The organism is Cyanobium sp. T1G-Tous (assembly GCF_024345455.1).
Classification (GTDB): Bacteria; Cyanobacteriota; Cyanobacteriia; order PCC-6307; family Cyanobiaceae; genus Cyanobium_A.
Window position 1 is genome coordinate 152,481 of the sequence record NZ_JAGQBD010000001.1, and the last position, 25,550, is coordinate 178,030.

The 25,550-nt window shown below is 64.2% G+C and carries 27 protein-coding genes and 1 tRNA gene; 15 read left to right on the top strand and 13 right to left on the bottom strand.

Features of this window, described 5'->3' with window-relative positions:
- Window positions 1-32: 32 nt before the first annotated feature.
- Both dapA and KBY75_RS00755 read right to left on the bottom strand, forming a co-directional pair.
- Window positions 33-938, bottom strand: coding sequence for a 4-hydroxy-tetrahydrodipicolinate synthase (gene dapA, locus KBY75_RS00750; RefSeq protein ID WP_255022587.1), 906 nt, complete (start codon window positions 936-938; stop codon window positions 33-35).
- Complete coding sequence (locus tag KBY75_RS00755; protein ID WP_255022588.1) at window positions 935-2,029, bottom strand: aspartate-semialdehyde dehydrogenase; 1,095 nt, start codon at window positions 2,027-2,029, stop codon at window positions 935-937. The genes dapA and KBY75_RS00755 overlap by 4 nt, the downstream gene beginning before the upstream one ends.
- Before the next feature lie 213 nt (window positions 2,030-2,242).
- On the opposite strand from KBY75_RS00755, the gene tig reads away from it, so the two are divergent.
- From tig to KBY75_RS00780, 5 genes are all read left to right on the top strand, one after another.
- Complete coding sequence (gene tig / locus KBY75_RS00760) at window positions 2,243-3,667, top strand: trigger factor (RefSeq protein ID WP_255022589.1); 1,425 nt, start codon at window positions 2,243-2,245, stop codon at window positions 3,665-3,667.
- 46 nt (window positions 3,668-3,713) lie between these two features.
- Window positions 3,714-4,373: an ATP-dependent Clp endopeptidase proteolytic subunit ClpP gene (clpP, locus tag KBY75_RS00765; RefSeq protein ID WP_255022590.1), complete on the top strand. Its 660-nt coding sequence runs from the start codon at window positions 3,714-3,716 to the stop codon at window positions 4,371-4,373.
- 78 nt (window positions 4,374-4,451) lie between these two features.
- Window positions 4,452-5,831: an ATP-dependent protease ATP-binding subunit ClpX gene (gene clpX / locus KBY75_RS00770; RefSeq protein WP_255022591.1), complete on the top strand. Its 1,380-nt coding sequence runs from the start codon at window positions 4,452-4,454 to the stop codon at window positions 5,829-5,831.
- A gap of 14 nt (window positions 5,832-5,845) precedes the next feature.
- Window positions 5,846-6,457 (top strand): lecithin retinol acyltransferase family protein, encoded by a 612-nt coding sequence (locus KBY75_RS00775; protein WP_255022592.1) that lies wholly within the window; start codon window positions 5,846-5,848, stop codon window positions 6,455-6,457.
- A 17-nt stretch (window positions 6,458-6,474) separates the two neighbouring features.
- Window positions 6,475-8,232, top strand: coding sequence for a DNA polymerase III subunit gamma/tau (locus tag KBY75_RS00780; RefSeq protein ID WP_255022593.1), 1,758 nt, complete (start codon window positions 6,475-6,477; stop codon window positions 8,230-8,232).
- Window positions 8,233-8,262: 30 nt separating this feature from the next.
- On the opposite strand, the gene KBY75_RS00785 is transcribed toward KBY75_RS00780, so the two are convergent.
- Both KBY75_RS00785 and KBY75_RS00790 read right to left on the bottom strand, forming a co-directional pair.
- Window positions 8,263-9,615: a glycosyltransferase family 2 protein gene (locus KBY75_RS00785; protein WP_255022594.1), complete on the bottom strand. Its 1,353-nt coding sequence runs from the start codon at window positions 9,613-9,615 to the stop codon at window positions 8,263-8,265.
- A 24-nt stretch (window positions 9,616-9,639) separates the two neighbouring features.
- Window positions 9,640-11,097 (bottom strand): SpoIID/LytB domain-containing protein, encoded by a 1,458-nt coding sequence (locus KBY75_RS00790; RefSeq protein ID WP_315859032.1) that lies wholly within the window; start codon window positions 11,095-11,097, stop codon window positions 9,640-9,642.
- A 221-nt stretch (window positions 11,098-11,318) separates the two neighbouring features.
- Between KBY75_RS00790 and rpmI the strand changes: the two genes are divergently transcribed.
- The 3 genes from rpmI to KBY75_RS00805 are packed head-to-tail and all read left to right on the top strand — an operon-like array spanning window position 11,319 to window position 12,472.
- Complete coding sequence (rpmI, locus tag KBY75_RS00795) at window positions 11,319-11,516, top strand: 50S ribosomal protein L35 (protein ID WP_254960546.1); 198 nt, start codon at window positions 11,319-11,321, stop codon at window positions 11,514-11,516.
- A gap of 46 nt (window positions 11,517-11,562) precedes the next feature.
- Window positions 11,563-11,910: a 50S ribosomal protein L20 gene (rplT, locus tag KBY75_RS00800; protein WP_254960547.1), complete on the top strand. Its 348-nt coding sequence runs from the start codon at window positions 11,563-11,565 to the stop codon at window positions 11,908-11,910.
- Window positions 11,911-11,929: 19 nt separating this feature from the next.
- On the top strand, window positions 11,930-12,472 hold the full coding sequence (locus KBY75_RS00805; protein WP_254960548.1) for a tetratricopeptide repeat protein: 543 nt from the start codon (window positions 11,930-11,932) through the stop codon (window positions 12,470-12,472).
- 19 nt (window positions 12,473-12,491) lie between these two features.
- On the opposite strand, the gene KBY75_RS00810 is transcribed toward KBY75_RS00805, so the two are convergent.
- Window positions 12,492-13,040, bottom strand: a complete 549-nt coding sequence (locus KBY75_RS00810) for a hypothetical protein (RefSeq protein ID WP_255022596.1) — start codon at window positions 13,038-13,040, stop codon at window positions 12,492-12,494.
- Window positions 13,041-13,145: 105 nt separating this feature from the next.
- Here KBY75_RS00810 and KBY75_RS00815 point away from each other — a divergent pair, with 105 nt between their 5' ends.
- The 3 genes from KBY75_RS00815 (at window position 13,146) to KBY75_RS00825 (ending at window position 16,408) form a co-directional block, all read left to right on the top strand.
- Complete coding sequence (locus KBY75_RS00815) at window positions 13,146-13,976, top strand: thiazole synthase (protein WP_255022597.1); 831 nt, start codon at window positions 13,146-13,148, stop codon at window positions 13,974-13,976.
- Between the two features lie 81 nt (window positions 13,977-14,057).
- The gene (locus KBY75_RS00820; protein ID WP_255022598.1) at window positions 14,058-15,254 is read left to right on the top strand and encodes an NAD-dependent epimerase/dehydratase family protein; all 1,197 of its coding nucleotides are present in this window, start codon (window positions 14,058-14,060) and stop codon (window positions 15,252-15,254) included.
- A 17-nt stretch (window positions 15,255-15,271) separates the two neighbouring features.
- Window positions 15,272-16,408, top strand: a complete 1,137-nt coding sequence (locus KBY75_RS00825) for a glycosyltransferase family 1 protein (RefSeq protein WP_255022599.1) — start codon at window positions 15,272-15,274, stop codon at window positions 16,406-16,408.
- Window position 16,409: 1 nt separating this feature from the next.
- Here KBY75_RS00825 and mrdA read toward each other — a convergent pair whose 3' ends face one another.
- From mrdA to cbiD, 5 genes are all read right to left on the bottom strand, one after another.
- On the bottom strand, window positions 16,410-18,167 hold the full coding sequence (gene mrdA / locus KBY75_RS00830; protein WP_255022600.1) for a penicillin-binding protein 2: 1,758 nt from the start codon (window positions 18,165-18,167) through the stop codon (window positions 16,410-16,412).
- Between the two features lie 2 nt (window positions 18,168-18,169).
- Window positions 18,170-18,532: a hypothetical protein gene (locus KBY75_RS00835; protein ID WP_255022601.1), complete on the bottom strand. Its 363-nt coding sequence runs from the start codon at window positions 18,530-18,532 to the stop codon at window positions 18,170-18,172.
- A gap of 52 nt (window positions 18,533-18,584) precedes the next feature.
- The gene (locus KBY75_RS00840) at window positions 18,585-19,166 is read right to left on the bottom strand and encodes a hypothetical protein (protein ID WP_255022696.1); all 582 of its coding nucleotides are present in this window, start codon (window positions 19,164-19,166) and stop codon (window positions 18,585-18,587) included.
- A gap of 94 nt (window positions 19,167-19,260) precedes the next feature.
- The gene (guaA, locus tag KBY75_RS00845; RefSeq protein WP_255022602.1) at window positions 19,261-20,880 is read right to left on the bottom strand and encodes a glutamine-hydrolyzing GMP synthase; all 1,620 of its coding nucleotides are present in this window, start codon (window positions 20,878-20,880) and stop codon (window positions 19,261-19,263) included.
- A 34-nt stretch (window positions 20,881-20,914) separates the two neighbouring features.
- Complete coding sequence (gene cbiD, locus KBY75_RS00850; protein WP_255022697.1) at window positions 20,915-22,072, bottom strand: cobalt-precorrin-5B (C(1))-methyltransferase CbiD; 1,158 nt, start codon at window positions 22,070-22,072, stop codon at window positions 20,915-20,917.
- A gap of 90 nt (window positions 22,073-22,162) precedes the next feature.
- Here cbiD and KBY75_RS00855 point away from each other — a divergent pair, with 90 nt between their 5' ends.
- Window positions 22,163-23,317: an alanine--glyoxylate aminotransferase family protein gene (locus KBY75_RS00855; RefSeq protein ID WP_255022603.1), complete on the top strand. Its 1,155-nt coding sequence runs from the start codon at window positions 22,163-22,165 to the stop codon at window positions 23,315-23,317.
- Window positions 23,318-23,388: 71 nt separating this feature from the next.
- Window positions 23,389-23,460: transfer RNA gene (locus KBY75_RS00860), tRNA-Gly, on the top strand.
- A 75-nt stretch (window positions 23,461-23,535) separates the two neighbouring features.
- Here KBY75_RS00860 and KBY75_RS00865 read toward each other — a convergent pair.
- From KBY75_RS00865 to KBY75_RS00875, 3 genes are all read right to left on the bottom strand, one after another.
- A complete protein-coding gene (locus KBY75_RS00865) occupies window positions 23,536-23,730 on the bottom strand; it encodes a hypothetical protein (protein WP_254935286.1) in 195 nt (64 codons plus the stop codon).
- Between the two features lie 203 nt (window positions 23,731-23,933).
- Window positions 23,934-24,191, bottom strand: a complete 258-nt coding sequence (locus KBY75_RS00870) for a hypothetical protein (protein ID WP_254935287.1) — start codon at window positions 24,189-24,191, stop codon at window positions 23,934-23,936.
- A gap of 44 nt (window positions 24,192-24,235) precedes the next feature.
- Window positions 24,236-24,574, bottom strand: coding sequence for a hypothetical protein (locus tag KBY75_RS00875; RefSeq protein WP_315859034.1), 339 nt, complete (start codon window positions 24,572-24,574; stop codon window positions 24,236-24,238).
- 87 nt (window positions 24,575-24,661) lie between these two features.
- Between KBY75_RS00875 and KBY75_RS00880 the strand changes: the two genes are divergently transcribed.
- Window positions 24,662-25,099, top strand: a complete 438-nt coding sequence (locus tag KBY75_RS00880) for a DUF6554 family protein (protein ID WP_255022604.1) — start codon at window positions 24,662-24,664, stop codon at window positions 25,097-25,099.
- Window positions 25,100-25,169: 70 nt separating this feature from the next.
- Window positions 25,170-25,550 carry a hypothetical protein gene (locus KBY75_RS00885; RefSeq protein ID WP_255022605.1) on the top strand — a complete coding sequence of 127 codons (381 nt, stop codon included), beginning with the start codon at window positions 25,170-25,172 and terminating at the stop codon, window positions 25,548-25,550.

Sequence of the window (25,550 nt, forward strand, 5' to 3'; positions counted from 1 at the left end):
AAACTGAATCGATCTGGTCTCAAGCCTTGGCGTCAGGTAGGACGCAGGGCGGCCAGGGTTTCGGAGAGGCGTTGTCGCACGTCGGTGGTGGCGGAAAGCAGGGGAAGACGGGGTGCACCCACGGGCCAGCCGCTGAGCTCCAAGGCGGCTTTGACGGGGATCGGATTGGTGCTGCAAAAAAGGGACTTGCACAGCGGCAGCAGCTGGTCGTGCAGAGCCAGGGCCTGGGCCAAATCCCCCGCGTAAAAGGCGCGCACCATGGCGCTGATCTCAGGGCCGGCCAGGTGGCTGGCCACACTCACCACTCCCACAGCACCAACGGCAAGCATCGGCAGGGTGAGGGCGTCATCACCGCTGTAAATCGCCAGACGGTCGCCGCACAGGGCCCGCAGGGCGCTCACCTCTTCGGTGCTGCCGCTGGCAGCCTTGAAACTCACCACGTTGGGGCAGTCGAGCAGCCGGGCCACGGTGGCTGGCTCCAGGCTGGTGCCGGTGCGGCCCGGGATGTTGTAGAGCATCAAGGGCAGCTGGGGTGCCGCCGCTGCCACAGCGCGGAAATGGGCCTCAAGGCCGTCCTGGGGGGGCTTGTTGTAGTAGGGCACCACCACTAGGGCGCCATCGGCACCGAGGGCCGCCGCCTGCCGCGTGGCCTCCACCGCTTCGGCGGTGCAATTGCTGCCGCTGCCCGCCAGCACGCTGGCCCGATGCCCAACCGCTTGCTTCACGGCAACTAAAAGCGCGTGCTGTTCGTCCCAGCTGAGGGTCGGTGATTCGCCGGTGGTGCCGCACACCACGATTCCATCGGAGCCCTGGTTGATCAGGTGCTCTGCCAGCTGGGCCGCAAGGCCCAGATCCACCGAACCATCGGCGGCAAAGGGGGTCACCATCGCCGTCAGCACGCGGCCAAATGGCGGAGTGGCTGGCTGGATAGGGATCAAGCAGCACCTCCGGGCAAAACCGGTCCAGTTCCAGCGGCCGGTCCCTGGATCAACAGCTCGGCAATCTGGATCGCATTGAGAGCCGCACCCTTGCGGATCTGATCACCGCAGAGCCACAGCTCCAAAGAATTGGCGTCACTGAGGTCCTGGCGGATACGTCCCACCGCCACCGGATCGCGGCCCGTCACATCGGTGGGCATCGGAAAACGGTTGGCCTCAAAGTTTTCCAGCAGCTCCACACCGGGGGCCTCAGCCAGCAGGGCTCTGGCCTCCTGCACTGGGAAGGGCTCATGAAATTCAATATTTACGGCCTCTGAATGGGCCCGCAGCACCGGCACCCGCACACAGGTAGCCGAAAGTCGCAGCTCCGGCGTGCCCATGATCTTGCGGGTTTCGTTGAGCATCTTCAGCTCCTCCTCGCAATAACCGTTGTCCTGCAGCGGCGAGTTGTGCAGAAAAAGGTTGAAGGCCAGGGAGTGGGGCAGCACCTCACTGACGGGCTCACCACCATCGAGCACGGTGCGGCTGAGCTGGCGCAGCTCCTCCATCGCCCGGGCACCGGCGCCGCTGGCGCTCTGATAAGTGCTCACCAGCACACGCCGAATTGCCCGCCGGGCCGCTAACGGGGCCAAAACCAGGGTGAGCAGGATTGTTGTGCAGTTGGGGTTGGCAATGATGCCCCGATGGGCAAAAGCAGCCTCGGGGTTCACTTCTGGAACCACCAACGGCACCTCCGGATCCATTCGGAAGGCGCTGGAGTTGTCGATAACCACCGCACCAGCCCGGGCCGCCACCGGAGCCCACTGGCGCGACACCGAGCCGCCGGCTGAAGCCAGCACCACGTCCACCCCTTCAAAAGCTGGTGCCTCCACGGGGCGGATCGCCAGCGATGTGCCCTGCCAGGCAATGCTTTGGCCAGCGGAGCGGGGTGACGCCAGGGGGATCAGCTCGGCCACAGGAAAGTTGCGCTCAGCGAGCAACTCGAGCAATTCCTGGCCAACTGCGCCCGTCGCACCGAGCACCACAACCCGCAAGGGGCGGCTGGGCAGGCAGGCAGATGGCGGGGCAGGGACGGTCTGGGCGGCGGTCAAGGGAGCGGAAAAGGAATCAAAAATTGGTGGCGGAGCTGGGGGTCAAACGTCAAGCCAGCTAGGGGCGGAAAGCTGCAACAAAGAGGCCGGCCGTCGTCGAAGCCGTTCTTTGCTGATTTGGGACCTATCGCCTTCGTCGTGCGCCGATACGACAATACGCGCTGAGAGCTCGGAACGGCCGCTTTCTAGGATCGGGGTCTGCAACTGTTTTCCATGAGCTCTGCCGCCGCCCCAGCCGCCAGCCCGCTATCGATAAAGGCCAGTCCCCGTCCGGGCAGCCGCGTGGCCCTCGAGGTGGCCATCCCCGGCGGCCGCAGCCAGGCCAGCTTTGACGCCGCCGTGGACAAGCTGAGTCGCAGCATCAAGCTTCCCGGCTTTCGCAAGGGCAAGGTGCCCCGGCCCGTGCTGCTCCAGCAGATCGGCCCCCTACGCATCCGGGCCACCGCCCTAGAGGATCTGGTGGAGGCCGCTTTCCGGGATGCTGTTAGCCAAGAAATGGTGGCAGCCATCGGCCGGCCCGAGCTCACCGAAGGCTTCGAGGTAGTGCTGGAACGCTTTGAGCCCGGCAGCGCCCTCACCATCACCCTGGAGCTCGACGTTGAGCCCACACCAAAACTCAAGTCCACCAAAGGGCTAAAGGCTGAAGCCGAGGCAATCAGCTTCGATCCGGCCCGCATCGATGAACTGATCGAGCAGTCGCGCAAGCAGCTGGCCACCCTGGTGCCCGTAGAGGGCCGCCCTGCGGCCAGCGGCGATGTAGCGGTGCTCAGCTTCAGCGGTATCTACGTCGATAGCGGCGAGGCCATCAGTGGTGGCAGCAGCGATGCCATGGAAGTCGAGCTGGAGGAGGGCCGGATGATTCCTGGCTTCGTCGAGGGCGTAATCGGCATGGCTATCGGCGCTAGCAAGACCATCGACTGCCAGTTCCCCGATACCTACCCCCAAGAAGATGCCGCTGGCCGCCAGTCGCGCTTCGAGATCAGCCTGAAAGACCTCAAGTGCCGGGAACTACCCGCCCTCGACGACGCCTTTGCCCAGCAGGCCAGCGACAAAGCCACCCTGGCCGAACTGCGCAGCGATCTGGAAACCCGGCTCAAGGACGACGCCGAGCGCCGGGCTAAGGCCAGCCGCCACGACGCCCTGCTCGCCGCCCTAGTCGAGGAGCTCGAGGTGGAGCTGCCCGAAACCCTGGTTCAACAGGAAATCCGCAACCTGGTGGAGCAGACAGCAGGACAGATCGCCCAGCAGGGCATGGACGTCAAAAAGCTGTTCACCCCCGACCTGGTGCGCTCATTGATGGACACCTCCCGGCCCGAGGCTGAGGAGCGCCTGCGCCGCAGCCTGGCCCTCAAGGCCCTCGCCGCCGCCGAGGCGATCGAGGTGGAAGCCAAGGAGCTTGAAGCCAAGATCAAGGAGATCAGCCGCGGCCTGAGCCAGCAGGGCAACATCGATCCTGAAAGATTGCGTCTGGCCGTTGCTGACGACCTGCTGCGCGACAAGCTGCTGGAGTGGCTTGAGTCCAACAGCATCATCACCGAAAAGGCTGCCACCCCAGCCGACGCCGACCCTGACGCTGCAGGCGAGGAGCAGGCAAAGGCCAAAGCGAAAGCCAAGGCCAAACCGGCCAAGGCCCAATAGCCACAGCCAGGACCAATAGATTGGTCCTCCGAGAGCTTCCCCGCGCGTGATCGACGCCACCCTTCGCCATCCCGTCCACAGCAGCTGGAGCCCCAGTGGCTCCCCCGGGGTGCTGCCCACGGTGGTGGAGCAGTCGGGCAAGGGCGACCGCGCCTTCGATATCTATTCGCGCCTGCTGCGCGAGCGGATCATCTTCCTGGGCAGCGGCATCGACGATCAGGTGGCCGATTCCCTAGTCGCCCAGCTGCTGTTCCTCGAAGCCGAGGATCCGGAGAAGGACATCCAGATTTACGTCAACTCCCCAGGCGGCTCGGTGACCGCCGGCTTGGCGATCTACGACACGATGCAGCAGGTGTCCCCAGACGTGGTGACCATCTGCTACGGCCTGGCCGCCTCCATGGGTGCCTTCCTGCTCTCGGGTGGCACCAAGGGCAAGCGGCTAGCCCTGCCCAATGCCCGGATCATGATTCACCAACCCCTCGGCGGCGCCCAGGGCCAGGCGGTGGACATTGAAATCCAGGCCAAGGAGATCCTGTTTCTCAAGGACACTCTCAACGGTCTGATGGCTGAACACACCGGTCAGCCCCTCGAAAAAATCACCGAAGACACCGACCGCGACTACTTCCTTTCCCCCGCAGAGGCGGTTGAATACGGCCTGATCGATCGGGTCGTTACCGAATCCCCTGCAGCCACCGCTGCTGAGTGATTCCTTCCGGTTTGATCCTTAAGGTCAGCTGACGATCCGTTATTTCCTGTCGATCCTGGAATCAGGACTCCCCTGCCCATGGCCAAGTTCGACGCCCACCTGAAGTGCTCGTTCTGCGGCAAGTCGCAGGAACAGGTGCGCAAGCTGATCGCCGGCCCGGGTGTCTACATCTGCGATGAATGTATCGATCTCTGCAACGAGATCCTTGATGAGGAGCTGGTAGACGGCCACAGCGGCACAGCCAGCGGCGGCGGGAGCGGCCGCCATGCCGCCGACTCCAGCCGCGGTAAGGCCCCCAGCAAAAAAACAACCAAACCAGCTCCAATCCTGGCGGAGGTGCCCAAGCCTCAAGAGATCAAGGCCTTTCTCGACCGCCAGGTGGTGGGCCAAAACGAAGCCAAGAAAAATCTTTCCGTAGCTGTTTACAACCACTACAAACGCCTCGCCTGGCAAGGCGATGGCAAGGGCGAAACCGACCAGACAGCCACCAAGCTGCACAAGAGCAACATCCTGCTGATCGGCCCCACCGGCTGCGGCAAAACGCTCCTGGCCCAGACCCTGGCCGAAATGCTCGATGTGCCCTTTGCGGTGGCCGACGCCACCACCCTCACTGAGGCGGGCTACGTCGGTGAAGACGTGGAAAACATCCTGCTGCGGCTGCTGCAGAAAGCGGATCAGGATGTGGAACAGGCCCAGCGGGGCATTATCTATATCGACGAAATCGACAAGATCGCCCGCAAGAGCGAAAACCCCTCTATTACCCGGGACGTCTCCGGAGAAGGGGTTCAGCAGGCATTGCTGAAGATGCTCGAAGGCACCGTGGCCAACGTGCCGCCTCAGGGAGGCCGGAAGCATCCCTACCAGGAATGCATTCAGATCGACACCAGTCAGATCCTGTTTATCTGCGGTGGTGCCTTCGTCGGCCTCGAAGATGTGGTGCAGAAGCGGCTGGGCCGCAACTCCATCGGTTTCCTCAGTGCCGATGGCAGCAGCCGGCCCCGCAGCGGCAAGGATCGCCATGGGGCCGAGGTGCTGCGCCATCTAGAGCCCCAAGATCTAGTGCGCTACGGCCTGATCCCCGAATTCATTGGTCGGCTGCCGGTTAGTGCGGTGCTTGAGCCCCTCGATACGCCGGCCCTGCAGGCCATTCTCACCGAGCCCCGGGATGCCCTGATCAAGCAGTTCCAAACCCTGCTGAGCATGGACAACGTGCAACTCGATTTCGAAGCCGGCGCTGTTGAAGCGATTGCTATCGAAGCCCATCGCCGCAAGACCGGCGCCCGGGCCCTGCGCGGCATCGTCGAAGAGCTGATGCTCGACCTGATGTACGACCTGCCCTCCCGCAACGACGTCAAGAGCTTCACCGTGACCCGGGAGCTGGTGGAGCAGCGCAGCAAGGGCAAGGTGGTGCCCCTCGGCAGCACCAGCCTGGATTCGCCACAGCAGGCCAGCGCCTGATCGGGCGCGAAACGATGGCCGCAGCTGACCACCTGCAGGTGCCGCGCCAGCACGGTCTGTTCCTGCACCACGGCATCGATCTAGGCGACGGCAGCGTGGCCCACTACCTGGAAGGGCGCGAAATCCTGCGCAGCCCCCTGGTCGATTTCAGCCGCGGCGAACCTGTAGCGGTGGTTCCCTATGCAGCAGGCGACTGCTCCCCGGCCGGCGTGACCCTGCGGCGGGCCATGGGGCGCCTGGGCGAACAGAATTACAACCTGCTTTTCAACAACTGCGAACACTTCGCCCATTGGTGCAAGACCGGCCGGCATCGCAGCGCCCAGGTCGAGGATTTGCTGCACACCGGCAGCCTCGGGGCCCTGGCCATCGGTCAGTGGGTGCCAGCGGCCATGCTCAGTGCGGCCCGAATGCTGCTGCGCCAGGGCAACCTGGCCGAACTCGACAAGCTGCGCCAAGGCCTGCAGCAGAAATTGGAGCAGGAGCTTGGTAAGGCTGAAGCGCGCTGGGGCCAAGACCGCTTCGAAAGCCTGCGGCTAGCAGCCCAGAAACTGGCCGACCAACTCACGGCCGTGGAAGAACTGGAAGAGCGGCTAAGGCGCCAGCTTGAACCGGACCAGGGCCACTAATCTCAAGCCTCAGCTTCATGAGCCCAACGGCGATCTCCAGCTACCAACCCCTCCACCACAAATACCGTCCGCAGCGCTTCGACCAGCTGGTGGGGCAGGAGGCGATCGCCGCCACCCTGGGCAACGCCCTGCGCACCGGCCGGATTGCACCGGCCTATCTGTTTTGTGGCCCTCGCGGCACGGGTAAAACCTCCAGCGCCCGCATCCTGGCCCGCTCGCTCAACTGCATCGGCAGCGATGGGCCCACCCCCGAGCCCTGTGGCGTCTGCGAGCTCTGCACCTCCATCGCCGCCGGCAATGCCCTCGATGTAATCGAGATCGACGCCGCCTCCAACACCGGTGTCGACAACATCCGCGAGCTGATCGAGCGCTCCCGCTTCGCTCCGGTGCAGGCCCGCTGGAAGGTGTACGTGGTGGACGAGTGCCACATGCTCTCGACCGCCGCCTTCAACGCCCTGCTCAAAACCTTGGAGGAGCCACCGCCGCGAGTGGTGTTTGTGCTGGCCACCACCGACCCCCAGCGGGTACTCGCCACGATCCTGAGCCGCTGTCAACGCTTCGATTTCCGCCGCATCCCCCTGCAGGCCCTCGAGCAACACCTCAGCTGGATCGCCGAGCAGGAGCGGATCGGCATCACTCCAGAAGCCCTGCACGTGGTGGCCCAGCGGGCCCAGGGGGGCCTGCGTGATGCGGAGAGCCTGCTCGATCAGCTCAGCCTGCTGCCGGCGCCGATCGAGGCCACGGCGGTGTGGGAGCTGCTGGGAGCGGTGCCCGAGCAGGAGCTACTGGCCCTGGCTGGTGCCCTAGCCAGCTGCGATCCCCTCGCCCTGCTGGAGGGTTGCCGCGAGCTGCTGGAGCGGGGCCGGGAGCCCGCCGCCGTGCTGCAGGGGTTGGTGAGCCTGCTGCGGGATCTGGTGCTAGCTGGCACGGCGCCCGACCGCCTAGAGCTCACCAGCGTGTCGCCCCAGTTCCGCCAAGCCCTACCCGATCTGGCCCGCTCCCTCGGCAAAGCCCGCCTGCTTCAGTGGCAGGCCCAGCTAAGGGGCAGCGAGCAGCAGCTGCGCCACAGCGTCAACCCGCGCCTGTGGCTAGAGGTGCTGCTATTAGGCCTGCTGGCCGAGCCGGTAGCTGCCGCCCAGCCAATCGCTGCCGCAGCGCCTGCCGCAGCCTCCACCGCAGCTGCACCGGCGGTCGCGGCAGTTGCCCCCCCAGCCGCCGCCCCAATCCCAGCTCCAGCGCCGGCTCCAGCTGCAACTCCAGTCAGCGTCGAGCCCACCAGCTCCGCCAACCTGCCGGAGCTCTGGCAGCAAATCCTGGCGGGCCTGGAGCTGCCTTCTACGCGAATGTTGCTTTCCCAACAAGCCCGGCTGGTGCGCCTCGATGAGCGCCGTGCCGTGGTGCAGGTTGCCGGCAACTGGATGGCCATGGTGCAGAGCCGCCTGCCCCTGCTGGAAGCAGCGGTAGCTAAGGCCCTAGGCAGCCCGCGCCAGCTCACATTGGAAGGGGGTGGGGAGAGCTCCGCACCAACGATCACCGCCCCCAGTGCCGCCACCCCCAGACCGGCACCACCACCGCCAACGCCAGCACCAGCCCCAGCACCCCTACCAACACCAGCAGCCCCAGCCGCAACTGCGCCCCCCTTAGCCGCGCCCCTCGATGACAAGGCCAAAAGACTGGCGGAGTTCTTCAATGGCGAAGTAGTTGAACTTGATGGGCCGCTCGATGAATTAACTGGCGATGCATTGACTGGCGATGCAGAGGAGGCGGCTGCCTGAGCGGGGCCAGCACAATTGTGGAACGGGTAATCAGGCGGTGGCCGGATCTTCGATTTGGGACTCTTCCTCCTCGCCGAGGTGCATGGTTTTGGCCCAAACCAGGCTCTTGGGAAGCAGGGCCATGCGGAGAGTGGTCCAGGGAATCACCACAAACCAGTGGCTCAAATAGGCAATGCCCAGGAGCAGGTTCCAGACGTTCATGGCCGGCAGGGCCGGGCCCTCGCTAGGGCGACGACAACCGGCCAGGATCGCTCCTCCAGAGAGCCCAAAGGCAACAAAGGAAAGGGGCCAGATGGTTGGGCTGGTGCCCGTAATCACGGCGCCCATCAAATCGGCAATCGCCACCACCGGCAAAAAGTATTGGAGCAGGAAGAAACTGGTTAGATCAAGCTTCTGGCTGGCGCTGAGACGCTCCGAAATCAGGCCGGGCCAGTAATCGAAGAAGCGCTGCAAACCGCCTTCAGCCCAACGCTGACGCTGGCGCCACAGGGCAGCCACGCTCAGCACGGCCTCTTCCTGCACCGGCGGATCCCAGAGGATGCCAATCGGCTGGCCGTCGAGCAGCAGCCTGAAGCTGAGGTCTAGGTCGTCGGTGACCGTGTCCTCGTTGAAACCACCGCTACTGAGCAGGGCTTCCCGGCGCAGCAGCTGGCCATTGCCGCGCAACTCGGCTACGCCTCCCAGCGCTAAGCGACCCTGCTGGATCACGGCATCGAGGGCCATCTCCATGGCCTGGGCCCGGGTCAGCCAATTGGCGGTGGCATTCACCTCAGCTTTGCGCAGCTGCACCGCCGACCAGCCACCAGCTTCAGCAAAAGGAATCAGCCGCTCCAGGGTGTCGCTCTGAAGATCGGCATCAGCGTCGAGCACGAACATCCAGCGGCCCTGAAGCTGCTGCAGCACCAAATTCAGAGCGCCCGATTTGCCGCCACCGGCATCAGGCTCCCGCCGCAATACCTGCAGAAAAGGATGACGCTCCTGCAGCTCAGCCAAAACCTGGGGAGTGCGATCGCTGCTGGCATCGTCAATTACCCAGAGCCGCATCTGCCCCTTCGGGTAGTTCAACTGAGCAATGCGCTCCACCAGGCGGCCGATCACTGCCTGCTCATCGCGGGCCGCCACCACCACGTCCACTGCGGGCAGGGGTTCAGCCCCTTGAGCAGCGGCGGCTTGAGCTGGCTCTGAGCTGCCTACCGAACCAAAAACCTGGCGCAACACGGTGCGCAGGCTGTAGCCCCCAAGCAGCACGGCCAGGGTGAGAGCCGGGAGCAGGCGCAGCGACTCATGCAGCCAATGGGGAGCTATTCCCGCCCAGCCGCAGCCGATCAGGAACAGGGCCGACTTGCCGCGACGGTGATCGGTGGTACGGCCACCCGCAGCCATGGCGATCCCGAAAGTCGCCGAACTCTAAGGGGAACTGGCGGCCGAGCCGGGCTGGGACAGGGGGCTGATGGCTGGCAACGCCCTGAGGGACTGGAGGCTGGTGCCCGGATAGTAGTGATCGAGGATGCGAGCCAGGCTCCAGCCACGCCGGGCTAAGTCGATAGCTCCAGCTTGGGACAGGCCGGCGCCGTGGCCAAACCCTCCCCCTTCAAAAATCCAGCGACCCGGGCCGTCGGGCCGCAACAGAAACAGGGTGCTGGGCAACTTCCGCAAGGTGCGGCGAATCGCATCACGGCGCAGCACCACGCTCTGCCGAACTCCGCCGGCTCCCTGCGCCTGGATTTCCAGCGCCAATACCCGTCCACTAGGGCCCCGCTCCAGCACCGCCAGCCGGGTGGGCGGCAGGCCCAAGGGCAGGGCAGCGCGGCTCAAGGCCTGCTGAATCTGGGCCGAATTGAGCTGGCGAGACCAGCGGAAGCGGGGATGGTCGAAGCCATAGGCGCGGGCGGTAGACGCCAGGGCCGCTCCGAGCCGGGCCGGCTGCAACGGCAAAACCACAGCGGCTGCAACGGCCGGCGGACCATCCACCCGCGGCCTCAGGTAGGGCAGGGCATCCCCACTCCACACCTCCTCAAACCCGGCCGCAATCCCCCCATTTGTGGCGTGATACACGCCGTGAATCGGCGCACCCTGCCAGCTCAACACTTGATATTGGGTGGTGGCAATCGCCTGGCGTACGGCTGCTCCGGCCTGGCGGGGGTCTGCGTACACCTGACATTGGGTATCGGCGCATAGGTGGTAGCCATCCACCACGAATCTTTCCTGGTTGCGCAGGGCCCAGGTGCGGGCCAGCACCGCCTGGGCAGCCAGGGCCGCCGCGGGGGAGCCTGCACCGATCTCATGGGGAACAACCCCAAGTAGGTAGCGCTCTAAGGGCACCTCCTCCACCAATGACCAGCTGCCGTAGGCATCTCCCTTCAGCCGGAACGGACCTGCAAACACCCCCCCCTGCCAGCGCAGCCCCCCCGGGGCCTCCAAGCGCAAGGGGCCCTCGAGGCGAATCGGGCCATCCGGGCGCCGCAGCTCCAAAACCAGGCGATCGCGCTGCAGCTGCTCCACCAGCCGCGGCCTAACTCCAGCGGGCGCATGGGCATCGGGCGCGGCCCACACTTCCCACTCGGCCGGGTGGGCAATCACTGGCGTAGCACCGGCCAGTTGCCAACGGCCAGCAGCCTCCTGGGCGCTCTCGTAGCTGGCAAAGGGCCCCCACACCTGACGGCGCAGCGCTAAGGGCTGGGCCAACGGCAGCCTGCGCCAGTGCAACTGCAACCGGGGCGCCTGAAACCGCTGGCCCGTCGCACTCAGCAGGGTGAGGTTTCCAGCCGCGCTGCGTAGCTCCAAGGGAGTAGGCGGACCCAAATGGGCTGCCAGGGCCACCCAGAGCACCGGCGCTGTGGCCGCCACTGCCGGCGGAGGCTGCACGGGCCAATGCAGCGCGGAACCAGGGCCGGATCCAGGTGAACTGGGAGGTGCGGCGGCCCGACATCCCCCCGCGAGCAGCAGCGTGCTGGCCCAAACGGCTAACGGCAACAACGATTGGGCCGAAGAGGACCGGACTGAAAACATTGCTTAAAAAGAGGGGTCTTGGAGGAGGGCACTGCCACGTCGTACTCTGCTTGTTTGTGCCCGCCGCAACCCGAGAAATGCCGAAGCTCAAGACCCGCAAAGCAGCCGCCAAGCGGTTCAAGGCCACCGGCACCGGCAAGTTTCTGCGGCGCCGGGCCTTCCTCAACCACCTGCTCGATCACAAGAGCCCGAAGCGCAAGCGTCATCTGGGCACAATGGCTCTTGTTGATGAGCGCGATGCGGACAACGTGAGGGCGATGCTCCCCTACGCCTGAGCGCGACCTCGGCCGATTTTCACTTCTATCTTCCTGATCTACTGCTATGTCACGCGTCAAGAGGGGCAATGTTGCCCGCAAACGCCGTAACAAGATTCTTCGCCTAGCCCGTGGCTTCCGCGGCGGCAATGGCTCCCTCTTCCGCACCGCCAACCAGCGGGTGATGAAGGCGCTTTGCAATGCCTACCGGGACCGCCGTCGTCGCAAGCGCGACTTCCGCCGTCTCTGGATCGCCCGGATCAACGCAGCAGCTCGGCTCAATGGCCTGAGCTATAGCCGCTTTATGGGTGGCCTAAAGAAAGCAGACGTCCGCATCAACCGCAAAATGCTGGCCCAGCTTGCCGTGGTCGACCCCGGCAGCTTCACCAGCGTCGTGGGTGCTGCTTCAAACTGAGTTCCACTGGTAGGTCTTTTTGGACGCCCTCCTTCCCCAGGCCTACCTAATTGGGCTGATCGTTCTGCTGGGGGTCGCTGCTGTTGTAGTGGCCCGTCAAATCTGGCGAGTGCGCTCAGATGAAGTCACCCTGGCCAAGCTTGAGCGTAGCGAGGGCCCTAAACCCTCAAACGCGGCCACGTTGTACGAGCTTGGCTCAGTGCAATTACGTAAGCGCTTGTACGGCCAAGCCGCCGAATCACTCAAGCAAGCTCTAAAGAAAGCCGAAGCCGCTAAAGAACCGGCTGAAGCCCAAGCAGTGATTCAAAACGCCCTGGGCTTTGCCTTGGCCGCTCAAAACAACTACAAAACGGCAATTCGCCATTACCGGCTGGCATTGGAAGCCAAGCCCGCCTACCCGGTAGCGCTCAATAATCTTGCCTTCGCCCTAGAAAAGCAGCTGAAGCTGGAAGAGGCCAAGCAGACCTATGAGCAGGTGATTGCCCTTGACGCCAACAACAAAACCGCCCGCAAACGTCTAAAACTTCTCGATCGCAAGGCCGGCCTGAATCGGGCGGCCTAAGCGATTATCTAGTCAACCTTCACCAAAGCCCGCGCACTGCAGCACCGCGGGTTGGTGCAACGACGCGGCTAGCACTTGCACTTGATAGGGGGCGCAGATCCAGGCGGCCGCCACGGCTGGTGAGACGGGGGGCTTGCCAGCCTGACAACTGCAGGCCCTGCAGACCCGTAAATACCCCTCCCATCTCCAGGCCCGACACCTCGCACTGGCAGAGCATCAGCAGGTCAAGCTGGTCTGATTCGGCATTGAGGTTGCCCTGCACGGGAGTGGTAACCCCACCCACCGTAAGTTCGCCGCGCAGGTCGATCATCTGGCCCATCGGCTTAACCGAGGCAAGCCGCAGCTCAGCACTCACAATCTGGGAATTATCAAAGGATTGATAAGTACCACTCCATACGAGCGGCATCTCCCCGGCCAGCAGCTGGGCCCGGCCAACTGGATCAAAGGTCTCCGCACCTCCCAGACCACTGAGCGACTCACCACCAACGCTGGCAGCCGCGGGAGCAGTAAAAGGCACAAAGGCCTCACTGGCCAGGGGTGTAGCAGCCTGCGCCGGGAACAAACCCATTGGCAACAGCGCCAGAGGCAGGGCAGCACGAAGAACGGCGAAAGACACAACAACAAAACCGACTAGTGGGAGGCTAGGACCGTTGCCGAGATCTGGCCCTGCCCCGTGGTCACCACCGCTCCCACCAGCGAACCGCACACCCACCAGGATCCACTTGTGATCGGTGGGCGCAGCTTCCGCAGCCGCCTGATGACCGGCACCGGTAAATATCCGAGCCTGGCGGCCATGCAGGCCAGCCTGAGCGCCAGCGACTGCGAAATCGTGACCGTTGCCGTGCGTCGGGTGCAGAGCCAGGCTGCCGGCCATGCAGGCCTGCTGGAGGCCATCGACTGGCAGCGCATCTGGATGCTGCCCAACACGGCCGGCTGCGCCACCGCCGAGGAGGCGATCCGGGTGGCCCGCCTGGGACGGGAGCTGGCAAAGCTGGCAGGCCAGGAGGACAACTGCTTCGTGAAGCTGGAGGTGATTCCAGACACTCGTCATTTGCTGCCCGATCCATTCGGCACCCTGGCAGCTGCTGAGCAACTGGTGAAGGAGGGCTTCACGGTGCTGCCTTACATCAATGCCGATCCACTCCTGGCCAAGCGACTCGAAGAGGCTGGCTGCGCCACCGTGATGCCCCTGGGCTCGCCGATCGGCTCGGGCCAGGGCATCCGCAACGCCGCCAACATCGCCCTGATCATCGAAAACGCCAAGGTGCCCGTGGTGGTAGACGCCGGTATCGGCGTGCCCAGCGAGGCCGCCCAGGCCATGGAAATGGGCGCAGACGCCCTGCTGATCAACAGCGCCATTGCCCTGGCAGGAGACCCCCCGGCGATGGCGCGGGCCATGGCCATGGCCTGTGAGGCCGGCCGCAGCGCCTTCCACGCCGGTCGGCTGCCCATACGGGCAAACGCCAATTCCAGCTCACCCGAGGTTGGCCGGGTAGGGAGCTGAAGCTGAACGCCTGTAGTAGCTTGCGAAGCGGAGCATCCGCTCGTCCTGCAGGGGTCTGGGGTTTTCGGAATGGGCGTTGCAATGAAGGTCTTCGTTCTCGGTGGCGACGGCTTCTGCGGTTGGCCCTGCGCGGTGAACCTGGCAGATGCGGGCCATGAGGTGGTGGTCATTGACAACCTCAGCCGGCGCAAGATCGACGTCGACCTGGAGGTGGAGTCGCTGACGCCGATCGCCACCATGGGCGACCGTCTCAAGGCTTGGGAACAGGTGGGCGGCAAGCCAATGCGGTTTGTCCATCTGGACATCGCCAGGGAATACGACCGGCTTCTGGAGCTGCTACGCCACGAGCGACCCGATTCGGTGGTTCATTTCGCCGAGCAGCGCGCAGCTCCCTACTCGATGAAAAGCAGCGCCACCAAGCGCTACACCGTCGACAACAACGTCAACGGCACCCACAACCTGCTAGCCGCGATCGTGGAGAGCGGCCTCGACATCCACATCGTGCATCTAGGCACGATGGGTGTGTACGGCTACGGCTCCCACCGCGGCGCCACCATCCCCGAGGGCTACCTCAAGGTGGAAGTGCCCCAGCCCGACGGCAGCCGCTTCGAGGAGGAGATCCTGCACCCGGCCAGCCCGGGCAGCGTTTACCACATGACCAAGACGCTGGACCAGCTGCTCTTCCTCTACTACAACAAAAACGATCAGATCCGCATCACCGACCTGCACCAGGGGATCGTCTGGGGCACCAACACCGAGGCCACCGAGCGCGACCCACGCCTCACCAACCGCTTCGACTACGACGGCGACTACGGCACAGTGCTCAACCGCTTTTTGATGCAGGCAGCTATTGGCTACCCGCTCACGGTGCACGGCACCGGCGGCCAGACCCGCGCCTTCATCCACATCCGCGATTCGGTGAAATGCGTGCAGCTGGCCCTGGAAAATCCGCCGGCCAGGGGCGAGCGGGTGAAGATCTTCAACCAGATGACTGAAAGCCACCAGGTGGGTGAACTGGCCCGCAAGGTGGCGGCTCTCACCGACGCCCAGATCAATTACCTGCCCAATCCGCGCAATGAAGCCGTCGAAAACGATCTGATCGTGGACAACCGCTGCTTCATCGAACTGGGTCTCAACCCCACCACCCTCGATGACGGCCTGCTGGCTGAAGTGGTTGATGTGGCCCGCCGCTGGGCTGATCGCTGCGACCGCAGTCGCATCCCCTGCCAATCCGCCTGGACCCAAACCCAGGCTCAGGCCATCCAAAAGACGGCCTGAGGCGCGACTCCAGACCCTTGAAGATCGCCTTTTTCACCGAAACCTTTCTGCCCAAGGTGGACGGCATCGTCACCCGGCTCACCAAGACGGTGCAGCATCTGGTGGCGGCTGGCGATGAGGTGCTGATCTTCTGCCCGGAAGGCGCCCCGGAGACCTACATGGGAGCCCAGGTGGTGGGGGTGCCAGCCATGCCCCTGCCCCTCTACCCCGAACTCAAACTCGCCCTGCCTCGTCCGGCGGTGGCAGAAGCCCTGGATCGCTTCAAGCCCGATCTTGTCCACGTTGTCAATCCCGCCGTCCTCGGGCTCGGCGGCATCTGGCTGGCCAAAACCAAGGCCTATCCACTGGTAGCCAGCTACCACACCCATCTGCCCAAATACCTCGAGCACTACGGCATGGGCATGCTGGAGCCGCTGCTGTGGGAACTGCTCAAAGCTGCCCACAACCAGGCCCGGCTCAACCTCTGCACCTCCACCGCCATGGTGCAAGAGCTAAGTGAGAAAGGAATCCAGCACACCGATTTGTGGCAACGCGGCGTAGACACTGAGCTGTTCCAGCCGTCGCTGCGCTCCGATGCCATGCGCCAGCGGCTGCTTAATGGCCAGAGCGACACCGGCAAGCTGCTGCTCTACATCGGCCGGCTATCTGCGGAAAAACAGATCGAGCGGATCCGGCCCGTGCTTGAAGCAATGCCCGATGCCCGGCTGGCCCTAGTAGGAGATGGTCCCTACCGCCTGCAACTCGAGAAGATTTTTGCCGGCACCCCCACTCATTTCGTGGGCTACCTAGCCGGGCAAGAGCTGGCGGCTGCCTATGCCAGCGGCGACGCTTTTCTATTCCCCTCCAGCACCGAAACCCTGGGCCTGGTGCTGCTGGAGGCCATGGCGGCCGGCTGCCCGGTGGTGGGTGCCAACCGCGGTGGCATCCCCGACATCGTCAGCGATGGGATCAATGGCTGCCTTTACGAACCAGACCAGGAAGGCAGCCTGGCTGCAGCGGTGCAGCGCCTGCTTGGCGATGCCAGTCAGCGGGCCGAACTGCGCAACAACGCCCGCGAGGAGGCCGAGCGCTGGGGTTGGGCTGGAGCTACCGAACAACTGCGCGGCTATTACCAGCGCCTGCTGGCCAAGCCCGACCTGCAACTGGTGGCCTGAATCAGGACTGGGGCGGCTGCCCCGGCAGGCTGCCCCGGAACCAGGTATTCATCAAAGCCTTCACCATGGGAGCTGCCACCGTGCCGCCATAGCCGCCGGAGTTTTCCCCGAAAGCGATGATCACCAAGGTGGGCTTATCAGCTGGGGCATAACCACCAAACCAGGCGTGATCCGGCCGGGGTGGATCCTCGCCAGTGCCGGTTTTGCCAGCCACCGGAGGCAGGTTGGGATCATTGAGGAGCTTGGCGGTGCCGATGGTCACCACCTGGCGCAGCCCATCCCGCAACACCTGCAGGGTGGCCGGCTTAAGGCCGATCCAGGTGCGTTTCGTGGGGCGCTCCACCAGGTGGGGCGTCACCAGCCAACCACCGTTGGCCACCGCGGCATAAAGCCGCGCCATCTGGATCGGGGTCACCTGCAGGGCCCCCTGGCCAATGGCCGAGGTGATGGTGTCCACGGGTGTCCAGCCCTCACCCAGCACCTCCTGTTTCCAGGCCTGATCGCCCAGCAAGCCCGGGGTCTCCTCCTCCACCAGCTCAATGCCGGTGACCTGGCCGTAGCCCATGCGCCGGGCGGCTTTGAACAGCTCATCGGGGCCCACCTTCAGCCCCACCTGGTAATAGAAGGTGTTGCTGCTCACGGCCAGGGCGAAAGGAAAACCGATGGCCCCATGGGCGCCATGGTCGCTGTAGCAAAGGCCCGCATAACAGAACGAATTCATCGTCATCACCTTCGAGTCGACCGTGTAGCGGCCCGACTCCAGGCCCGCCACAGAGGTGACAATCTTGAAGGTGCTGGCCGGTGGAAAGCCCTGAAAGGCGCGATTCAGCAGGGGAGCATCGGGGGAATTGAGGCTGCTCCACTGGCTTGAACTTGGCGCTGGCGAAAAAACATTGGGGTCAAAGGTGGGCCGACTGGCCAGGGCACGAATTGCACCGGTTTGGGGATCGAGCGCCACGATCGCCCCCTTGCGCACCCCATCGAGGGCCCTCTCTGCCGCCTGCTGCAGGGCTAGGTCCAGGGTGAGGCGCAGATCCTGGCCAGCCTTAGCAGACTTCTCCCCAATGATGCGCTGCACCTGGCCGGCGGCGTTCACCTCCACCTGCTGGCCGCCCCACTCGCCGCGCAGGTGCCCCTCAAACTGCTTCTCGACCCCACTACGGCCCACCCGATCCTGGATCCGGTAGCCCTTGGGCTGGAGCTGGGTGTATTCCTCTTCCGTGATTCCGCTGGTGTAACCGAGCACGTGGGCTGCTAGGCGGCCGTGGGGATAGCTGCGCAGGATGTCCACATCCACCTCGGCGCCCTGGAGCCCGGCGGCCTGCTCCCGGAAGCGCAGCACCTGCTCCGACTTGAGGCCACTGGCCAACGCGATGCGGAACCCCTGCGCATTGGCGCCGCTGCGGCGCTTCTCGTCCAGCAGGGCCGCAGGCAACCCAACCACCGTCGCCAGACGGTCCCGCAGGGCCGGCCACTGGGCATCACCCACCTCCCGCGGCTGGATGTAGAGGTTGTAGGTGAGCCGGCTGGTGGCCATCACTTGGCCATGACGATCCAAAAGGCGACCCCGGATCGGGTTGCGGGGCAGCAGCCGGATTCGGTTTTCATCGGCCCTGGCGCGGTTCTCAGCGCCATGCAGCAACTGCAACCAGGCCAACCGCGCCACCATGGCACCGCTGAACAGCAACACCACAGCCAGCAGCAGGGCCGACTGACGGCCCATGCCGGTGTGACGGGAGGTGGTTGGACCAAATGCCATGGTCAGGCGTTGGGCTCGAGTCGCTGCTCCAGCTGCTCCAGTCGAGCAGCAATGCGGGCCAGACCCTGCTGCAGCTCTAAGGCATCCTGGGGATCGGCCATCTCGGTGGCCACATCGTGGACCTCCACCTTCATCACCGGGTTGCCCAGGCCGGGGCTGACCCGATCCAAACCCTGGCGCAGCTGACTAGCGGCGGGCTCGCCCTCCTGCCGCAGGCTGCCGAGGGGATCGGCCTCCTGGCCGTCAAAGGCTGCCATTACCTCGCGAGCCCCGCCCTTACGGGCCCGCTCCACCACCGCCAAACCCACGGGCAGTACGTCCTGCATCAAGGTGAGCCGGAGAGCATCAAAGGGGTCGGTGGCCATGGCGGCGTTCCTGGCTCAGGAACCACAGTCTGACCTGCCTGCAGCCCGGTGCTCAGGGAGCCAGCCGCTGGATCCCTGGATCAAGGATCACCTGGCGGCAGTTCTGCTGGCTACCCCACCACCAGCCCGCCGCCACGGCGATCACCAGCAGCGAGGCCAACGGCACCAAGGCCTGGCGGGTGACGTCAAGGGTCAGCCATTCGCCCCAGCCCCGCAGGGTGCGCTCCCGGTCGAAGCGCCGCCGGGCCTTCTCCTCCTCCTGCTGGCGCCGGCGCAGGGAGCGGGTCACCCAGCGCTCAAATGATTTCTTCTTGGTAACGGCCATCTTGCGCTCGACCTCGAGCAGATGGCCGGCCGAGAGCTCAGGGTTGAAGGTGCTGATCAGCTCCAGGCTCTTGAGGAACATCTCGACGGCGCCATCTTTGGCGGCCCGCTCGCCCTCCTCCAGCAGCTCCCAGTCCACCTCGGGATAGAAGCGCAGCCGGTTGCTGGCGATCTGCTCTTCCATCAACTGGCCTGGCTCCCGCAGCCAGCGGTCCGTATTGGCATCGAAACGGCGCCAATACAGAAAGGGATTGAGATAGATGGTTTTGCCGGCCAGGACGATGCTGTCCTGCTGCAGCCGTCGCTGCATGTCGGGATCGGGGGGTGTCGGGCTGGGGGGCGCGGAGGCGGCAGTCACGACGTATGGGCTGGGAGCCGATGGTATCGAAAGTCGGCGTCCCGGGCTACTCCCATTCGATGGTGCCCGGCGGTTTGCTGGTGATGTCGAGCACCACCCGGTTCACGCCCTTGACCTCATTGACTATGCGGTTGGAGATTTTCTCGAGTAGGTCGTAGGGAAGGCGAGACCAATCGGCCGTCATGCCGTCTTCCGAGGAGACACAGCGCAGCACGATCGGGAAGGCATAGGTGCGTTTATCACCCATCACCCCCACGCTGCGCACCGGCAGCAACACGGCAAAAGCCTGCCAGATCTCGTTGTAGAGGCCCGCCTCCTTCACCTCCTCGCGCACGACCAGGTCGGCGTCACGGAGGATGTTGAGCTTCTCGCTGGTGACCTCACCGAGGATGCGAATCGCCAGACCAGGACCGGGGAAGGGGTGCCGGCCAACGATTTCCTGGGGCAGGCCCAGGCTGCGGCCCACCTTGCGCACCTCGTCTTTAAACAAACGACGCAGGGGTTCCACCAGCTTGAACTGCAGATCCTTGGGCAGGCCGCCGACGTTGTGGTGGCTTTTGATCTTCACCGCCACCCGCTCACCGGTTTTGGGATCAATACCCGTGCCGGCGCTCTCGATCACATCGGGATAGAGGGTGCCCTGGGCCAGGTAGTCGAAGGGGCCGAGGCGCTTGCTCTCCTCTTCAAACACCCGGATGAATTCCGTGCCGATCAGCTTGCGCTTCTCCTCCGGGTCGGTGATGCCATCGAGCTTGCTGATGAAGCGCTCGCGGGCATTGATGTATTCCACGTTGATGTGGAAGCGCTTGTCGAAAAACTCCACCAGAAACTCAGGCTCGCCTTTGCGCATGAAGCCTTGATCGATGAACATGCAGGTGAGCTGGTCGCCAATCGCCTTGTGCAGCAAAAAGGCGAGGGTGGAGGAATCAACGCCTCCCGAGAGAGCCAGCAACACCTTCTTATCGCCGACTTGGGCGCGCACATCAGCCACCGCTTCGTCTATGAAAGCTGCTGTGGTCCAATCGGCCTCACAACCACAAATGTGGTAAACGAAATTGCGCAGCATGGCCATGCCGCCGGTGGAGTGCACCACCTCGGGATGAAACTGCACGCCGTATAAGCGCCGCTGGTGATCAGCGACGGCGGCCTCTGGGGTGTTGTCGGTGTGAGCCAGCCGCAAGAAGCCCTCGGGTAGCCGTTCCACCGAGTCGCCGTGGCTCATCCACATCGTCGAGCCGTCTTCGACGTTGGTGAGCAAATCGATCGGGTCGTCAACGTGCAGCGGAGCCTTGCCGTATTCCGCCCGACCGGCGGCCACCACCGAGCCCCCCAGCTGCTGCACCATCAGCTGCATGCCGTAGCAAACGCCCAGCACCGGAATTCCTAGCTCCCAGATAGCCGGGTCGCACACGGGAGCCCCCGGCTCATAGACCGAACTGGGACCGCCGCTGAGAATGATGCCCCGGGGGGCAATCGCCCGCAGCTCCTCGGCCGTGGTGGTGTAGCCCATCACCAGGGAGAAGACTTCGGTTTCCCTCACCCGCCTGGCGATCAACTCCGAATACTGGGAGCCGAAATCAAGAATCACGATCGCCGGATAGCGCGTCGACTGGGAGGTGGCGTCGAGCTGGGGCACTGGGGCGGTAGGGGAAGCGGTGGAAGACATCGACAACGCTGGACCCTGGAGCATTCGGACCAGCCTAGGCGTCGCTCCGGGCAGGGCTGCGTAAAGCCGTGAGCAACTCCAAGCCAACCGGGCCCTGGCCGCAGATCTGGCGGGAGCGATCGAACAGCACGGCCCCCACCGCCATCGACTCCTGGCCATAGCGGGCCAAGTAGCGCAGGCTGCGCTGCTCCACCGCCGCAGCAATGGCCTGACGCAGGCGCTCGGCTCGCGGAGCGTCCCGCTGGGCCAGCTCTGCGAGGGCCGCCTCCACGGTGGGGGCGTCGTGGAGGGCTTTCAGGGCCTCCCCGCCCAGCCCGGCCAAGGCCGCCAGGGCCGTAAGCACCTCGGCGCGGCCATCGGCCAGGTGGTGGTGGGTGTGGAAGATGCCGCCCGCCAGCTTGATCAATTTGCCCTGATAACCCAGCAGCAGCAGGCGGCGCACACCGGCCTCAGCCGCCGCCACGAGCAGCGGTCCGAGCCAGTTGCCCGCCTTGAGCAGCAGCTCAGGCGGCAAACCCAGCCTGGGCGCCAGATCTAGCCCGTTCTCACCGATCACCAGCACCAGATCGCCGCAGAAAGCAGGCGCTGCGGCGCGTTCGCGCAGAGCCGCAAGGGCCTGGGCCAGCTGGTCGGGGCCGGCGCTGCGCTGCACCTCAGCCTGGGTGCCGATCAAGGCCAGGCCATCCACCACGCCAAAGGCGGCATTGCTGGTGCGCTCGGCCAGACGCCTGCCCTCTGGAATCACCACCTGCAACTCCAAACGCCGTCCCTGCGGCAGCAGGGGCCGCAGGTTGCACTCGAGCAGCTGTTCGGCATAGGCCGACACACACGCCTCACCACTGGCCTGCAGCACCCCCACCCCCTCGCCAGCCCTCAACTCGAGCCATTTGCCTGGCCCCTCCAGCCAGCGCAATTGCACCCATAGCTGCAGGCCACGGGTGAGGTCGAGCACCTCCGGCCCCGGATCACAGCTGGCCATGGCCAGCACCCAGCCATCGGCCAAGGGCGCGGCCGCTTGCACCGGCACCTGGGCGGGCAGCTCGCCGGCTGCCTCGGCTTCGGGATGGAGCCAAAGGGGCTGGTAACGCTGCCAAGGCTGGCCGAGCAGGGTCACCAGGGCCGCCCGGGCTGCTGCCGTGAGCCACACCGGCACGGTGTATCCGGCAGTGGCATCCGCCGAAGAAGCCTCGATTTGGGTCAGCTCAAGCAACGGGCGAAAGAACACTGGTTTTTTATGGTGGTTGATTGTGCGGTCCGCCGCCGCCCGCTGTACCCCCTAGCCATGCAGGACAAACTCAGCCTGATGATCCCCGGCCCCACCCCGGTGCCGGAGCGCGTCCTGCTTGCCATGGGCCGCCATCCGATCGGCCACCGCAGCGCCGACTTTCAGAAAATCGTTAAACGCACCACCCAACAACTGCAGTGGCTGCATCAGACAAAGGGCGACGTGCTGGTGATCACGGGCAGCGGCACCGCTGCCATGGAGGCTGGAATCATCAACGTGCTGAGCAAGGGCGACACAGTGCTCTGCGGCGATAACGGCAAGTTTGGCGAGCGCTGGGTAAAGCTGGCCAAGGCCTATGGCCTGAACGTGCAGGTGGTCCAGGCCGAATGGGGCCAGCCCCTGGATCCGGAGGCCTTCCGCGCTGCCCTTGAAGCCGACACTGCCAAAGCGATCAAGGCCGTGATCCTCACCCACTCGGAAACCTCCACTGGGGTGATCAACGATCTGCAGACCATCGCCTCGCACGTCAAGGCCCACGGCACCGCCCTCTGCATCGCCGACTGCGTCACCAGCCTGGGCGCCTGCAATGTGCCCATGGAGGACTGGGGCATCGACGTGATCGGCTCCGGCTCCCAGAAGGGCTACATGATGCCGCCGGGGTTGGCTTTCGTGGCCATGAGCGACCGGGCCTGGGAAGCCTGCAAGCACTCCGATCTGCCGAAGTTTTATCTGGATCTGGCCAAATACCGCAAATCGGCCCACGCCGACAGCAACCCCTTCACCCCGGCCATCAACCTCTACTTCGCCCTCGAAGCAGCCCTGGAAATGATGCAGGCAGAGGGTCTTGAAAAAATCTTCGCCCGCCATGCCCGTCATCGGGCGGCGGCCCAAGCAGGCATGCAGGCGATTGGTCTGCCCCTCTATGCCGCGGAGGGCTGTGGCAGCCCGGCCATCACCGCTGTGGCACCAGAAGGCATCGACGCCGAAGCGATGCGCAAAGCCGTGAAAGAAAAATTCGACATTCTGCTGGCTGGTGGCCAGGATCACCTCAAGGGCAAGGTGTTCCGCATCGGCCACCTGGGCTTTGTTTGTGATCGCGACGTGCTCACAGCCGTAGCTGCCATCGAAGCAACCCTGCAGGATCTGGGCTTACACAAAGGCAGCGCCGGTGCTGGCGTAGCCGCCTGTGCAGCAGCCCTGGCCCAGGGCTGAGCAAACGTCAGGGGAGAGCAAGCCTTTGCGCCGTTCTCCCCAAGACTCTGCTAATTTGATTTATACACCTTGCGGGTGTAATTCAGTGGTAGAATGTCAGCTTCCCAAGCTGAACGTCGCCGGTTCGAGTCCGGTCACCCGCTTTATTCGTAGGCCCTCGAATTGGAACAGAGCCGAATTGGATCAGAGGCGAATTAGGCCAGAGAAATTAGCCTAATTCAGCCACGAGGCTTGATCAGCTGCAAAACCTGGGGGCCGGTGGCCGCCATCCGACGCTCGCCATCCAAAGCCGCAATGATGAAGCGCGCGGCCTGGGGCAAATCTCCTTGCTCAGCGGCAAGGCGGGCCCGAGCCTCATCGGCCCGAATCGAAACAAGGAATTGTTCACGCGCATCAGCCGAGGGTGCGGCCAACGAAGAAGTACGCGCAGGACTAGCAAAAATGGCAGTCATTTCAACGGTATCTGAACGGAAATGGCCCACGCAAAATCGGTTTTAGCCATCCTGACAAGGGTTGATATATCCCTTGCAAGATCAAAGCATTCCTTTTGATCATACGCCAGGCCGAACATGACCAGTGAAAACATCACCTAGCCAACCCAGGCCACCTCCGCGCTTCAGGTTCCTGGCTCTTCCCGATTGCCACCCAACGCGGCAATTTGATCACGCAAAGCCTGGGATCGCTGCTCATCACCCCGGGTGAGGGCCACTGCAAGTGCAAACTCCAGCTTCTCCAGCTGATGCTCCCCCTCTCCAGAGGTAGGTGGGTAGCCACTGCGGCCGGAAGGAGCCTGGTTGGTAACTGACGGAGCTAAGCCCGAGGCTTGTGAGCAGCGATTGGTGGAACTGTTTTGGGAGGGTGTGGGGTATGCCATAACTGCTTTCTTCCCATTCTGACACCGTTGGCCAGCCCCCGGGATCAAGCCGCTGCGGCCATTTCGTGGTTTTGGTCGGTGAGCTCATCTTGATCAGTGAGCTCGTTGTTGTCGGTGAGCTCGAGCAAGGCGCGACAGTCAACCAGCAGTCGTTCAACGTTGTCGAGACTGGTGATCTCCTGGGGATCACACTCCTCGTGGCGATCAAGTTGCAGCTCCGTGGCTTCCAAACGCTGCTCCAGCCTCACCAGCCGCTGGGAGAGGGCGTGCACGGTTTGGGCCAAATCTTCAGCATTACGGCTGATGCGGAAGGAAACCGACTCGTAAGCCATGGCAATCAGGGCATGGGAGCCGATCACAACACACAAACCAGCAGCAGCCAAGGCCAGGGCTCTTCCCTGCCCCAGACTCGACTTAGGCCAAAGAGATCGATACGTTGGGCCCCGGTATCCCCGTTGACGCCCCAGGCCATGGCACTAAAAATTACTTCGCAGCAGATTCCCGGGCTGCGCCGTGCCCTATTGATCCTGGTTTGCAGCGCGGCTGGATTCAGCCTCGCCCTACCCGGCCAGGCCCAGACAGCTGAGGCCAACACCGCCGCCGCCAACACCGGTTCAGGCGGCAAGGGGGCTCAGATCTATTGCTTTATGCGCAACAGCGGCAACAACCACCAGGTGAGCTGGGATGCCGCCTACGCGGTGATCAAACGCCAAAACGACAAACTGTTCAAGACCTCCCCGGAGCACGCCGCGGTGATGATCACGGAAGCTGTGGTGCAGAACCCCAGCGTGTTTCCCGACTGCGGCCGCTACCTAGGTGACCTGTTCGCAAAGCCCGAAGCCAAGCCCGAAGCAAGCACCAGCCCAGCGCCTAGCGGCACCTCCCGCAGTGAGCGGCTGGGCCAATAAGGCGCGCCAATATTTATGCCGAGCCGGATGCCAAGACGGATGCCGAAGCGGATGCCGAGCGGGGGGCAGCTTGGCCGCCCTGGCCGGACTGCTGCTGCTTGCAGGTGGCTGCGCTGAAGAGCCCCTACCCCAGCGCCAGGTACGCAGCGATGACTGCCTGCAAACCGTGCAGCTCGACCAACTAAAGGAGCAGATCCGCCGCTGCGATGCCGTGGTGGCGGCATTTCCAACCAACCCAGGCCCTCTCAACGACCGCTACTTGCTGCACAGCCTGGCGGGCAACGAGATAGCAGCCTGCGCTGATATCAACCGGGCTGCAGCCCTTGCCCGCTCTAAACCGCCTGCCAGCCTGGATCCCCAACTGCGCACCGATCTGAATCTGCGTCAACAGCTCTGCAGGGAAGGCAGTACCAAAGCCGTGGACAGTGGCAAAGCCCGCCCCCAACCCTGA